This is a genomic window from Thermohalobaculum xanthum, from assembly GCF_016623495.1.
Taxonomy (GTDB): Bacteria; Pseudomonadota; Alphaproteobacteria; order Rhodobacterales; family Rhodobacteraceae; genus Thermohalobaculum; species Thermohalobaculum xanthum.
In genome coordinates, this window is record NZ_JAEHHL010000002.1 from 299,168 (window position 1) to 311,873 (window position 12,706).

The 12,706-nt window shown below is 71.2% G+C and carries 9 protein-coding genes; 6 read left to right on the top strand and 3 right to left on the bottom strand.

The annotated features are described in order from the left end of the window. Positions 1–53 precede the first annotated feature (53 nt). Positions 54–2,030 carry a DNA topoisomerase IV subunit B gene (gene parE / locus H0I76_RS06365; protein WP_200608437.1) on the top strand — a complete coding sequence of 659 codons (1,977 nt, stop codon included), beginning with the start codon at positions 54–56 and terminating at the stop codon, positions 2,028–2,030. Positions 2,031–2,037: 7 nt separating this feature from the next. Here the strand turns inward: parE and H0I76_RS06370 are convergent, their stop codons facing one another. After that, positions 2,038–2,721, bottom strand: a complete 684-nt coding sequence (locus H0I76_RS06370) for a DUF2490 domain-containing protein (RefSeq protein WP_200608440.1) — start codon at positions 2,719–2,721, stop codon at positions 2,038–2,040. A 174-nt stretch (positions 2,722–2,895) separates the two neighbouring features. Here H0I76_RS06370 and H0I76_RS06375 point away from each other — a divergent pair, with 174 nt between their 5' ends. Further along, on the top strand, positions 2,896–3,795 hold the full coding sequence (locus H0I76_RS06375; protein WP_200608442.1) for a DMT family transporter: 900 nt from the start codon (positions 2,896–2,898) through the stop codon (positions 3,793–3,795). Beyond that, on the top strand, positions 3,792–4,316 hold the full coding sequence (locus tag H0I76_RS06380) for a hypothetical protein (RefSeq protein WP_200608444.1): 525 nt from the start codon (positions 3,792–3,794) through the stop codon (positions 4,314–4,316). Before H0I76_RS06375 ends, H0I76_RS06380 begins: the two co-directional genes overlap by 4 nt. Positions 4,317–4,353: 37 nt before the next feature. Here H0I76_RS06380 and H0I76_RS06385 read toward each other — a convergent pair whose 3' ends face one another. Next, positions 4,354–6,177 (bottom strand): ABC-F family ATP-binding cassette domain-containing protein, encoded by a 1,824-nt coding sequence (locus H0I76_RS06385; protein WP_200608446.1) that lies wholly within the window; start codon positions 6,175–6,177, stop codon positions 4,354–4,356. 121 nt (positions 6,178–6,298) lie between these two features. On the opposite strand from H0I76_RS06385, the gene H0I76_RS06390 reads away from it, so the two are divergent. The 3 genes from H0I76_RS06390 to trpE all read left to right on the top strand — a co-directional run bounded on the left by H0I76_RS06390 (position 6,299) and on the right by trpE (position 11,051). Then, complete coding sequence (locus tag H0I76_RS06390; RefSeq protein ID WP_200608448.1) at positions 6,299–7,486, top strand: aminotransferase; 1,188 nt, start codon at positions 6,299–6,301, stop codon at positions 7,484–7,486. A 107-nt stretch (positions 7,487–7,593) separates the two neighbouring features. Further along, positions 7,594–9,531, top strand: coding sequence for a peptidylprolyl isomerase (locus tag H0I76_RS06395; RefSeq protein ID WP_200608450.1), 1,938 nt, complete (start codon positions 7,594–7,596; stop codon positions 9,529–9,531). A gap of 17 nt (positions 9,532–9,548) precedes the next feature. Continuing rightward, positions 9,549–11,051, top strand: coding sequence for an anthranilate synthase component I (trpE, locus tag H0I76_RS06400; RefSeq protein ID WP_200608452.1), 1,503 nt, complete (start codon positions 9,549–9,551; stop codon positions 11,049–11,051). Between the two features lie 92 nt (positions 11,052–11,143). On the opposite strand, the gene H0I76_RS06405 is transcribed toward trpE, so the two are convergent. Further along, a complete protein-coding gene (locus H0I76_RS06405) occupies positions 11,144–12,595 on the bottom strand; it encodes a divergent polysaccharide deacetylase family protein (protein ID WP_200608454.1) in 1,452 nt (483 codons plus the stop codon). Positions 12,596–12,706: the final 111 nt, after the last annotated feature.

Here is a 12,706-nt window from a genome sequence, read left to right on the forward strand (position 1 = left end):
CCCGCCTGCTTTACTGGCGGGAACAGGCAAGAAATGATTCGGAGGCGGGGCGCATGGGCGACCTGTTCCACACCGACGGCGCCGAGGGCGCCTACACCGCGTCCTCGATCGAGGTGCTGGAGGGGCTCGAGCCCGTCCGCAAGCGCCCGGGCATGTATATCGGCGGCACCGACGAGCGGGCCCTGCACCACCTGGTGGCGGAGGTCCTCGACAACGCCATGGACGAGGCGGTGGCCGGCCACGCCAGCCGCATCGAGGTCGAACTGCTGGCCGACGGGTCCTGCGCCATCACCGACAACGGACGCGGCATCCCGGTCGATCCCCATCCGCGCTTTCCGGACAAGTCGGCGCTCGAAGTGATCATGACCACGCTGCATGCGGGCGGCAAGTTCTCGGGCAAGGCCTACGAGACCTCGGGCGGCCTGCACGGCGTCGGCGTGTCGGTGGTCAACGCACTGTCCGACCGGCTGCGGGTCGAGGTGGCACGCGGCCGCCAGCTCTACGCGCAGGAGTTCTCGCGCGGGCACCCGATCGGGCCCCTGCAGCCTCTGGGCGCGGCGCCCAACCGGCGCGGCACGACCGTGGTGTTCCACCCCGATGCCGATATCTTCGGCAGCCGCGCGCATCTCAAGCCCGCCCGGCTCTACCGCATGGCGCGCTCGAAGGCCTACCTGTTCCGCGGCGTCGAGATCCGCTGGCGCTGCGCGCCGGAGCTGCTGGCCGAGAACGACGAGACGCCGGCCGAGGACAGCTTCCGCTTTCCCGGCGGGCTCGAGGATTACCTCGTCTCGACGCTGGACGGAACCGAGTTCTATGGCGAGCGCCCCTTCGCCGGGAAGGTCGACTTCGCCGAGAAGTTCGGCGCCGGCACGCCGGGTTCGGTCGAGTGGGCGATCGTCTGGACGCCGGGCCGCGACGGCGCGGTCTCGAGCTACTGCAACACCATCCCCACACCCGAGGGCGGAACGCACGAGGCCGGGTTCTGGTCGGCGATCTCGAAGGGCATCCGCGCGCATGGCGAGCTGATCAACAACCGCAAGGCCGCGAACATCACCCGCGAGGACGTGATCGGCACGGCCGCCGCGATGATCTCGGTCTTCATCCGCGAACCGGAATTCGTGGGCCAGACCAAGGATCGCCTGGCCACGACCGAGGCGCAGCGCCTGGTCGAGGGCGCCGTGCGCGATCGTTTCGACACCTGGCTGGCCGCCGATCCCAAGACCTCGGGCGCGATCCTCGACTACCTGGTCGACCGCGCCGAAGAACGCATGCGCCGGCGCGCCGAGAAGGAGACCTCGCGCAAGACCGCGACCAAGAAGCTGCGCCTGCCCGGCAAGCTGGCGGACTGCTCGGATGCCGCGCGCGATGGCTCGGAGCTGTTCCTGGTCGAGGGTGACTCGGCCGGCGGCTCGGCCAAGCAGGCGCGCGAGCGTGCCTTCCAGGCGGTGCTGCCGCTGCGGGGCAAGATCCTGAACGTGATGGGCGCGGCCGGCTCGAAGCTGGGCCAGAACCAGGAGCTGGGCGACCTGTGTCAGGCGCTGGGCACCGGCATGGGCACGAAGTACCGCGAGGACGAGCTGCGCTACGACAAGGTCATCATCATGACCGACGCCGATGTTGACGGCGCGCATATCGCCTCGCTGCTGATGACCTTCTTCTTCACCCAGATGCGGCCGCTGATCACGCACGGCCACCTCTATCTGGCGCAGCCGCCGCTCTACCGCCTGACGCAGGGCGCGAAGACCGCCTATGCTCGCGACGACGCCGAGCTCGAGCGCCTGAAGGCCGAGGGGCTGGGCGGCAAGGGCAAGATCGAGATCGGCCGCTTCAAGGGCCTGGGCGAGATGAACCCCGCCCAGCTGAAGGAGACGACAATGAACCCCCGGACGCGGACGCTGATCCGCGTGTCGATCGAGGAGGACCTCGACGAGACTGAGGGGCTGGTCGAGCGGCTGATGGGCAAGAAGGCCGAGATGCGCTTCCAGTTCATCCAGGAGAACGCGAGATTCGCCGAGGACCTGGACGTGTGACGCGCTGCTAGCGGCCCGAAGCGGCCCGCATGTCGGCGCTGATCACGAACTGGAGGAAGAGCACGTTGTCGCTGCGGTCGGGCTTGCCGCGCTCGCGCTCAAAGCGCCAGAGATACCCGAACTCGACGCGCGCGCGTTCGTCGATCTTGCGGCCCAGCCCCGCATAGACGCGGTTCTGCTCGAAGCCGCCCACCGGACCGGTTCCGGGATCACGAAGATTGAAGCGGATTTCCTCGGAGGCCGCCGCGTACCAGGCCTCGCCAAGCGGATAGGTCACCCTGAGGCCGAGACGAAGGCGCGGCAACACGCCATCGGTGTCGTCGCGGATGCGCTCGTCGAGCCGCAGCTTGTAGCCGAGGGTCAAGTCCCGGAAGCCATGAGTGTATTCCAGCGACTGCCAGGGCGCCTGCTCGTCGCTCTTGCCCGGCTCGGCGACGGTGTACTGGTAGCCCAAGCCAAGCTTCACCCTGGGCGAGGCACGGTAGAAGGCGCCGCCGTCGAGGATCAGCGACTGGAAGGCGGAGACGTTGTCCCGTGTCTGGAGCTCGCCGCTCAGCGTGGCATCCCAACGCTCGGTCAACGTCGTGTCGAGCTGGAGAGCCGCCCAGGCCTGAGCGTCTTGCTCGGCCGCAGCCGCGGGGCCCGCGCCAAGCGCAAGCAGGACCATCGTGGCGACCCGGACGCGACGCATCTTGCATTCACCCTCGACCCCCACCATCCGAGCAGCCTAGCAACCATTGGGGATCCAGGCCAACTACGCGGCCGGCACCGGACGCATTGAACCGGCTTGCCTCGGCAAGCGGAAAATGGTCTGTCCAAGCGCACCCACCGGCTCGGACGCCGCATCCCCGAGGACCCCAGCGACATGCAGCGAGTTCCCGACACCCCTGCCGCCGGCGTGATCCTGATGACGGTCGCGATGCTGATCGCGCCCTTCATGGACCTGTTCGCCAAGCTCCTGACCGAGACGGTCAGCCCGGGCCAGGCGGCGCTGGGGCGGTTCGTGGCGCAGACGGCGATCCTGTTGCCGATGGTCGTGGGCTTCGGGCAATGGTGCCGGCCGGGCCGGCTGCACGCGCTGGCGGGCGTGCTCTTGGGCACGGCGCTGCTGGCGATCAACGCCGCCCTTCAGGTCATGCCGATCGCCAACGCGCTGGCGATCTTCTTCGCCGAGCCGCTGATCCTGACGCTGCTCTCGGCCTTCATTCTCGGCGAGGGGATCGGCTGGCGGCGCCTTTCGGCGGTGCTGGCGGGGCTGGTGGGGGTGCTGGTGGTTCTGCGGCCGAACATCGACGCCTTTGGCATCGCCGCGGCCTATCCGCTGGTGACCGCCTTCTGCTTTGCCTGCTACCTGATCATCACGCGGGTGATGACGCGGCGCGGCGGCAAGCTGGCGCTGCAATTCTGGACCGGGGTCTTCGCGATGCTCACGCTGGCGGTGGCGGGGCTCGTCGGCACGCCCCTGGGGATCGCCGGGATCACCCTGGGCCCGATGGGCTGGTACGAGGCGGGCCTGATGCTGGCCATGGGCGTCACGGCGGGCGTCAGCCACCAGCTTCTGGTGCACGCCTTCGCCCGGGCCGAGGCGGGGGCGCTGGCGCCGTTGCAGTATCTCGAGATCCTGTCGGGCACGCTCATCGGGCTCTTCGTCTTCGGCGATTTCCCCGACGCGCTGACCTGGACGGGCACGGCGATCATCGTGGCGGCCGGGATCTACGTGTTCCAACGCGAGCGGACGCTGGCGCGGCAAGGGGGGACGGCATGAGACTGAAAGCGATACTCGGCGCGCTGCTCGCGGTCCTCGCGGCCTGCGACGAGCCCACGGTGATCACCCATGTCTTCCGCATGCCCAACATCCGCGAGACCGATCTCGTCGCCATGCAGGGCCCGCAGGGCATCGCGGTCGAGATGCACGGCCTGCCGTGGGAGGATGCCGACCCTGCCGCGCTGGCCGCGGCGATGAAGGGCCCCGCGGGCGCGGCGCCTATCCGCTTCGCGCATCAGCGGGTGATGGGGCCCGGCGCGCATGGCTCGCGGATGGTGCTGCACTTCAACCCCTCGGGCCCGCCCAACAGCGATCACGATTGCAGCCTGACCGCCCCGGCCATGACCGGCGCCCCGCCCGCCAAGGGCTTCACCGTGAACATGACCTTCTGCAACGGCGAGAAGATCGAGGCGCATGGCTTCCTGCGCGCGCTCGAGACGCAGCCCGGGGACTACGAGGGGTTCTCGACCGTGATGCGGCAGCTGCTGAACGTGGTGTTCCGCGAGGAAAAGGACCGCTGAGCCGTCGCCGGCGGCCCGGGGGGCGCGCAAAGGCAAGTCACTCGGCCGCGAGGCTTTCGCGCAGTTCCTCGAGTTCGAGCCACTCGGTCTCGGCGGCGTCGAGCCGGCCGCGCCGCTCGTCGAGCATCTCGGTGGCCTTGGCGAATTTCACCGGGTCACGGCTGTAGAGCTCGGCGTCCGAGAGGAGCTCCTCGAGCTTGCCGATCTCGGCGGTAAGCCGCTCGATCTCGGCGGGAAGATCGGCGAGGCGCCGCTCCTGCCGGTAGCTGAGCTTGCGGGCGGCCCTGGGCGCCTCGGCTGCCTGCGGCTTGCGCCCGGGCTCGGGCGCGGGAGCGGGCCTGGCGGTCGCGCCATCGCCCCGCTGGGCGCGATAGTCGGACCAGCCGCCGGCATAGACCGTGGCGCGGCCATCGCCTTCCATCGCAATCGTGGTGGTGGCGACGCGGTCGAGGAAGTCGCGGTCATGGCTGACCAGCAGGACGGTGCCGTCGAACTCCTCGATCAGCTCCTGCAAGAGGTCGAGCGTCTCGACGTCGAGATCGTTGGTGGGCTCGTCGAGCACGAGCAGGTTCGAGGGCCGCGCCATGATGCGCGCGAGCAGAAGCCGCGCCTTCTCGCCGCCCGACAGGGCGCCGACGGGGCCCCGGGCCTGGCGCTCGTCGAACAGGAAGTCCTTGAGATAGGCCACGACATGGCGCGGCCGGCCGCGCACCATCACCTGGTCGGAGGCGCCGCTGACCCGGGTCAGCTTGTCCTCGGTCAGCGTCTCCCACAGCGATCGCGCGGGGTCGAGCGCGGCGCGGTTCTGGTCGAACACCGCCATCTCGATGTTGGTGCCGAGCCTGACCTCGCCGCTGTCGGGCGCGATCTGGCCGGTCAGAACCTTCAGGAGCGTCGTCTTGCCTGCCCCGTTCGGGCCGACGAGGGCCACGCGCTCGCCCCGGCCGATGCGGATCGAGAAGTCGCGGAAGATCTCGCGCCCGTCATAGGTCTTCGCGATGCCCTCGGCCTCGATCACCCGCTTGCCCGAGGGCGCCGAGGATTCAAGCGCCATCGCGGCCGGCCCCTGGCGCGAGATCTGGGCGCGACGCTCGGCGCGCAGCGTCTCGAGACGGCGCAGGCGGCCCTGGTTGCGGGTGCGCCGGGCCGAGATACCGTAGACGGCCCAGTGCGCCTCCTGCGCGATCAGGCGGTCGAGCTTGTGGCGCGCGGCGTCCTCTTCGGCCCAGATCTTCTCGCGCCAGTCCTCGAAGGCCGCGAACCCCTGAGGGTTGCGCCGCACCTCGCCGCGGTCGAGCCAGAGCGTCGAGCGCGTGAGCCGCGCGAGGAAGGCGCGGTCATGGCTGATCACGGCAAAGCCCGTGCGCGTCTCGGACAGGTGGTTCTCGAGCCACTCGATCGCGGCGATGTCGAGATGGTTGGTGGGCTCGTCGAGCAGCATCAGGTCGGGCTCGCCCGCGATCAGGCGCGCGAGCGCGGCGCGGCGGCGCTCGCCCCCCGACGCGGTGGCGGGATCGGCCGCGGCGCCGACCTGGAGCCCCTCCATCGCAGCCTCGGCCCGCCAGCGCTCGGTCTCGGGCAGATCGGCGGCCACGTAGTCGCCCAGCGTCGCGAAGCCCGTGGGGTCGGGATCCTGCGGCAGGTAGGCGATGCGTGCGCCCGGCTGCACCCAGCGGGTGCCGCCGTCGGGCTCGACCAGCCCGGCCGAGATCTTGAGAAGCGTCGATTTACCCGAACCGTTGCGACCCACCACGCAGGCGCGCTCGCCCGCGCCGAGCGCGAGGTTCACGCCGGTGAATAGCGGCCTTCCCCCGAATCCGAGGGTGATGTCGGTGAGCGTCAGGAGCGGTGTCTCTGCCATGCCCGCCATGTCGCGCGGCGCGATGGCGGCGTCAAGGGGCGCCCGGCCCGGCGGGCTCTGGCATTTCGCGCCCGCCGCCCCTAGTGTCGCGCACCCGCATCCCGAAGAAGCCGAGAGTCCGATGCCGCTGAACCCCAACCTCGCCGCCGTGTTCCCGCCCCCGGTGATGGAGGCCCGCCGCTGGGTCGCCGAGACGACGTTCCCGGCGGATCGGCCGCTCCTGAATTTCAGCCAGGCGGCACCCGTCGCGCCCCCGCCCGAGGCCCTGCGCCAGGCGATGGCCGAGAAGGTGGCGACGGACGCGGACATCCATCTCTATGGCCCGGTGCTGGGCGACACCGCCTTGCGCGCCGAGATCGCCGCGCGCTGGTCGATGCACTATGGCGCCGACATCGGCGCGGGCGAGGTGGCAATCACCTCGGGCTGCAACCAGGCCTTCTGCGCCGCGGTGTCCTCGCTCTGCGGACCGGGCGACGCGGTGATGGTGCCGGTGCCCTGGTACTTCAATCACAAGATGTGGCTCGACATGAGCGGCGTGGGCTCGGTGCTGATCCCCTGCGACGGGGCCATGCTTCCCGACATCGAGGCCGCGCGCACCGCGATGACGCCCGCGGTCAAGGCGATCCTGCTAATCACGCCGAACAACCCGACGGGCGCGGAATACCCGCCCGAGCTGATGGAGGCGTTCTACGACCTCGCGCGCGAGCACGGCGCGGCGCTGATCATCGACGAGACCTACCGCGACTTCCACTCGGGCAGCGGCGCGCCGCATGATCTTTTCCGGCGCGACGACTGGCGCGACACGCTGGTGCATCTCTACAGCTTCTCGAAGGTCTTTCGCCTCACCGGGCACCGGGTCGGGGCGATCGCGACAGGCGCGGCACGGCTGGCCGAGATCGAGAAGTTCCTCGACACGGTGACGATCTGCCCAAGCCGCGTCGGCCAGTTCGGCGCGCTTTACGGGCTCCGGCATCTCGACCAGTGGGTGGCCGGGGAGCGCGCCGAGATCCTCGCCCGCGGGCGCGCGCTGCGCGAGACCTTCGCCGCGCGGCTGCCGGGCTGGCGGATCCTCGGGGCCGGTGCCTATTTCGCCTGGGTCGAGCCGCCGTTCGACATCCCCTCGGACCGGCTGGCCCGACGGCTGGTGGCCGAGCAGTCGGTGCTGACCCTGCCCGGCACGATGTTCACCCCGGCGGCCGCCGAGGGCCGCGACTGGGGCGGCGAGCGGGCCCTGCGGATCGCCTTCGCCAATGCCGATGCCGCCGGGATCGCCGTCCTCGCCGACCGCCTGGCCGCGTTCCGACCCTGATCGCGCGCCGCACACCGGGGCAGTGCGCTCTTGTCTGCCCCGGTGGGCCCGGATAACAACGCAGCCGGACGGCGCCCGTCGGGGCGTTGGGCGGAGGTGAGGCGAGAATGCTGCATTTACTGAGGCGCGGCGCGAAATCCTGGATCGCGAAGCTGTTGATCGCCCTGTTGGTGCTGAGCTTCGCCGTCTGGGGAATTGGCGACATCTTCTCGTTCCGCGGCGGCACGGCGGTGGCAACGGCGGGCGAGGAAGAGGTCACGGCGGACGAGTTTGCCGATGCCCTGGCGCGCGCCCAGGCGCGGCTGAGCCAGGAGGCCGGGCGCGCCGTGAGCTATTCGGACATGCGCGCGCTGGGCATCGACCGGCGCGTCCTCGCAAGCCTGGTGCGCGACGCGACGCTGCGCGCCGAGCTGGCGCGACTGGGCATCGCCGCGCCCGATCGCGCGGTCGCCGACGAGATCCGGCAGAACCCCGCCTTCCTCGGCCCGGCCGGCAATTTCTCGGACACCGCCTACCGCATGCTGCTGGCGCAGCAGCGCATGTCGCCCGCCGAATTCGAAAGACTGACCCGCGCGCTGATCGGGCAGGAGTTGGTCACGGAGGCCGTGTCCGGCACCGACGCGACGGCGCCCGGGCTGGCAGTGCGCATCACCGCCTGGCGCGGCGAGACGCGCAACCTGCAGCTGCTGACGCTCGACCCCAGGCTCGCGGACGACCCCGGCATGCCGGACGACGCGGCGCTGGCCGCCTTCTTCGAGGCCGAGGCCGAGCGCTTCCGCGAGCCGGACCGGCGCTTCGGGCGCTATCTGCACGTCGATGTCGCGAAGCTGGCCGAGGACGAGGCGGCGAAGCTGACCGACGACGAGCTGCAGGCAGCCTACGAGAGCGAGCGCGACCTGCATGTCACCGAGCCCACCCGCACGGTCGACCAGATCATCTTCCCGTCGCTGGCCGAAGCCGAGGCGGCGGCGGCGCGGCTCGCCTTGGGCGAGGTCGATTTCGACGGGCTGGCCGCCGAGATGGACCAGGCCGGCGACGGGCTTTCGCTGGGCGTGCTCCAGCCGGGCGACCTGCCCGAAGGGCCCGATACGGCGGTCTTTGCGCTCGAGGCACCGGGCGTGACCGGTGCGGTCGAGACACCGCTGGGCGGCGCGATCCTGCGGGTGACCGAGGTCACCGAGGGCGGCGCCGTGCCGTTCGAGGACATTCGCGACGAGATCGCCGAGCGTCTCGCCACCGAGAACGCGGTCATCCGCGCGCCCGAGGTCGCCAACGAGATCGAGGAGCTGCGCGCCGCCGGCAAGACATTGGCCGAGATCGCCGCCGAGATGGGCGGACAGGTCGCGCTGGTCGAGATCGCGGGGATCGCGCCCGACGGCACCCTGCCCGGCGGCGACCGCGCGGGCGGCGCGCTGGCCGTGTCCGAGGCGCTTGCCGAGGTGACCGACGCGCTGGACGCTGAGGAGCGCGACATCATCGAGCTGCCCGATGGCGGCTATTTCCTCGCCTATGTCGAGCGTGTCGAGCCGAGCCACATCCCCGAGCTCGACGGGATCCGCGACCGCGTCGTCGAGGCCTGGCGCCAGGAACAGATCATGGCGAGCCTCGAGGAGCGCGCGGCGCAGATCGCGGCCGGCATCGCGCGCGGCACCGGCGCGACGCTGGCGACCACCGCCGCGGGCATGGGCCGCACCGCGAGCGAGACCGGCTTCTTCCTGCGTGACGCCCCGCCGGCGAGCCTGCCTGACGCGCTGGTCCAGCCGGTCTTCGAGGCCGACAAGGGCGCGGTCCTGACCGCCCGCCTGCCGGATGGCGAGGGAGTGGTCCTGGCCGAGGTGATCGCCATCACGCAGATGGCGCCCGAGGCGCTCGAGCAGATGTCGCAGCAGATCGAGCAGGCCCTGGCACAGTCGCTCGAGGCCGACCGGGTCGAGTATTTCGCCCGGGCGCTGGAGAGCACCCACCAGGTCGCCTACTACCCGCAGGCCATCGAGAGCACCATCTCGGCGATCTCGGGCGGAGCCGGCAGCGGCGGAGGCCTGTAAGCCAGATGACGGCCGGGATGCGTATTCGGCCCGAGCGGGCCGCCTTTGCAGCGGGCTGGGCGCGCGGGGACAACCAGATCGTCTGGGCCGAGCTCGTCGCCGACCAGGACACCCCCGTCTCGCTGATGCTCAAGCTCACCGAGGCGCGGCCGATGAGTTTCATGCTCGAGTCAGTCACCGGTGGCGAGATCCGCGGGCGCTATTCCGTGATCGGCTTCGACCCGGACCTGATCTGGCGCTGCCGCGGCGAACGGGCCGAGATCAACCGCAACGCCGCCTCGGAACCCGACGCCTTCGAGCCCGAGGACCGGCCGACGCTGGCCAGCCTGCGGGCGCTGATCGCCGAGAGCCGCATCGAACTGCCGCGCGAGCTGCCGCCGATGGCGGCCGGGCTGTTCGGCTATCTCGGCTACGACATGATCCGCCTGGTCGAGCGCCTGCCCGAGCCGAACCCCGACCCGCTGGGCCTGCCCGACGCGATGATGCTGCGCCCGCGCCTGATCGCGATCGTCGACAACGTCAAGGATATCGTGACGCTCTGCGCACCGGTCTGGCACGACGCGCGCGATGCGGACGCGGCCTATGACGAGGCTGTGGCGCGGCTTCACGCCGGGTGCAACGCGCTCGACCGGCGCGACCTGGGCCACACGCCTGTCACGCCGCTCGAGACCGCGGCGGCGCGCGCCCTCGAGCCCGCATCCAACACCACCCATCCCGAGTACCTCGAGATGGTCGAGCGCGCGAAGGACTATATCCGCGCGGGCGACATCTTCCAGGTGGTGCCGAGCCAGCGCTGGGCGCTGCCGCTCGAGGTCGAACCCTTCTCGCTCTACCGCGCGCTGCGGCGGACGAACCCGTCGCCCTACATGTTCTTCTTTAACCTCGGCGGCTTCCACATCGCCGGCGCAAGCCCCGAGATCCTGGTGCGGGTGCGCGACGGCAAGGTCACGATCCGGCCGATCGCTGGCACCCGCAAGCGTGGCCGCACGCCCGAGGAGGACGAGGCGCTGGAGGCTGACCTGCTGGCCGATCCCAAGGAGCGGGCCGAGCACCTGATGCTGCTGGACCTTGGCCGCAACGACGTGGGCCGGGTGGCGAAGATCGGCACCGTCGACCCGAACGAGCAGTTCACGGTCGAGCGCTACAGCCATGTGATGCATATCGTCTCGAACGTCGATGGCGAGCTGCGCGAAGGGGTCGACGCGATCGACGCGCTGTTGGCCGGGCTGCCGGCCGGCACGGTGTCCGGCGCGCCCAAGATCCGCGCGATGGAGATCATCGACGAACTCGAGAAGGAAAAGCGCGGCGTCTATGCCGGCGGTGTCGGCTACTTCTCGGCAGCGGGCGAGATGGACACCTGCATCGCGCTGCGCACGGGCGTGATCAAGGATGGCACGCTCTATGTGCAGGCCGGGGGCGGCGTCGTCTACGACAGCGACCCCGAGGCCGAGTTCCAGGAAACGGTCAACAAGTCGATGGCGCTGATGCACGCGGCAAGCGTCGCGCGAAACTTCAACTGAGCCTCATGGGACCGGTTGCGCGTGGGGCTGGGGCGCGCCTATGCACCCCGCCCCTCACGCGGCGATCCGGCTCGGCCTGATCCCGGCGCGCCTCAGCCCGACCGCGCCCTGAGCACCGCCGAGAGCGGAACCGGGCGCACCTGCCCGCCACGCTGCAGGCTCCAGGCCACGAGCGCCCGCAATGCCTCGGCGGTCGCGGGCACCAGCACGATCTGCGGCGTTCCCTTGGCGGCGTCCGCGGTCGCGGCCTCCACCTGCTGCGCCAGCTGCGACGGCGTCGAGCGCCGCGAGACGCTGCGGTCGGCGGCCGCGAAGGGCACGCCGGCACGCCTCGCGCCCAGCTCGGCCGCGCCGCCGGCGACCGCGCGGTTCTCGAGATAGCCAAAGCCGTGCTGCGCCAGCAGCGCCATCACCGCGTCACCGGCGGCCTGCCCCGCGCTGGAGGGATAGGCCGACACCGCGACGCCCTGCGGCAGCGCCGCGAGGGCCGCGAGCGCGCGGCGCGAGGCAGCATCGGCATCGAGATCCGTCAGCAGCGCGTCCGATTCGGCCACCCGCCCGCCGAGGGTATCGGTGGGCAGCTGCACCACGACCTCGTGACCAGCCTCGCGAGCCGCCTCGGCCAGCGCGGCCGCGGCGTCATCGCCCGGCACGATGCCAAGGGTGATCGGGAATGGAAGCCCTGCCAGCATCTCGGGGGTGAGACCGCCGGGCTCGGCCGCATCGCTGACCACGAAGGCGATGGCCGGCACGCCGGCGGGAAGATCGACGTCGCGCGCATTGACCTCGAGCGCGGGACCCGCGAGCGCAAGCTCGGGCGCCGGGGGTTCGGCGGGCTCAGCGGCTTCCGCGGGCTCGGCCACGGCAGGAGCTTCGACGGGAGCGGAAGGCGCGGGCTCGGGCGAGGCGGGCGCCTCGGCCGGCAAGGCGGCCGTCTCGGCGCCAGGCGAGGGCGCGGCCGGGGCGAGCGCCGCCCCGTCGGCCGACGGGGCGGCTTCGCCCTGCGGCGCGACGGGCGCATCGCCGAGCAGAATGGCGAGCTGGTTGCGCGCATCATCGACATCGGCCGGAGGCGCAAGCTCGGACTGCGCGCCCGCATCGGCGCCGGGCGCGCCCGGCGCGCCAAGGGCCGAGGGTTGCGCCGGAGCCAGCGATAGCGGCGCGGACGGCGCAGGCTGCGCCCCGCTGGCGCCGAGATTGCCGCCCAGACCCGAGGATTCGGTTCCCGCGATCTCGGGAAGACTTGCGCCCGGGGCCGTGCCGCCGCTCGAGGGACGCGGCGCGGCTACGCCGCCCGGCGCGCCGGGCGCGGTTGCGGGCGCGCTGGCGACGGGCTGTTCCAGGGTGCCGGGCACGGTCGCTCCGGGCGAGGCCGGGCGTCCCGCGACGTCCGTCGAGGTCGCGAAAGGCGTGCGCTCGGGAATTTCGGTCAGGCCCGAGAAGACCGTGAACGCAACAACCGCCGCAGCCATGGCCACCACGGCTCCGCCCAGAAACCTTACGATCGTGATCCCGATCCCGCTGCTCCTGTGTCTCGCGTTCATCGCTCCACCCCGCTCTGCCTGCCCCGTTCGGCGTTGCTGCTGGGCCCGCCCTCCGCCCGCTTCCCTTGACGGCGGCTTGCCTGACACGGCATCTATACGCGCAACCCGGCC

Coding starts and splice junctions, on each gene's coding strand:
- parE (WP_200608437.1), top strand. CDS start 54: ATGGGCGACCTGTTCCACACCGACGGCGCCGAGGGCGCCTACACCGCG.
- H0I76_RS06380 (WP_200608444.1), top strand. CDS start 3,792: ATGAGACTGAAAGCGATACTCGGCGCGCTGCTCGCGGTCCTCGCGGCC.
- H0I76_RS06405 (WP_200608454.1), bottom strand. CDS start 12,595: ATGAACGCGAGACACAGGAGCAGCGGGATCGGGATCACGATCGTAAGG.
- H0I76_RS06385 (WP_200608446.1), bottom strand. CDS start 6,177: ATGGCAGAGACACCGCTCCTGACGCTCACCGACATCACCCTCGGATTC.
- H0I76_RS06375 (WP_200608442.1), top strand. CDS start 2,896: ATGCAGCGAGTTCCCGACACCCCTGCCGCCGGCGTGATCCTGATGACG.
- H0I76_RS06390 (WP_200608448.1), top strand. CDS start 6,299: ATGCCGCTGAACCCCAACCTCGCCGCCGTGTTCCCGCCCCCGGTGATG.
- H0I76_RS06370 (WP_200608440.1), bottom strand. CDS start 2,721: ATGCGTCGCGTCCGGGTCGCCACGATGGTCCTGCTTGCGCTTGGCGCG.
- H0I76_RS06395 (WP_200608450.1), top strand. CDS start 7,594: ATGCTGCATTTACTGAGGCGCGGCGCGAAATCCTGGATCGCGAAGCTG.
- trpE (WP_200608452.1), top strand. CDS start 9,549: ATGCGTATTCGGCCCGAGCGGGCCGCCTTTGCAGCGGGCTGGGCGCGC.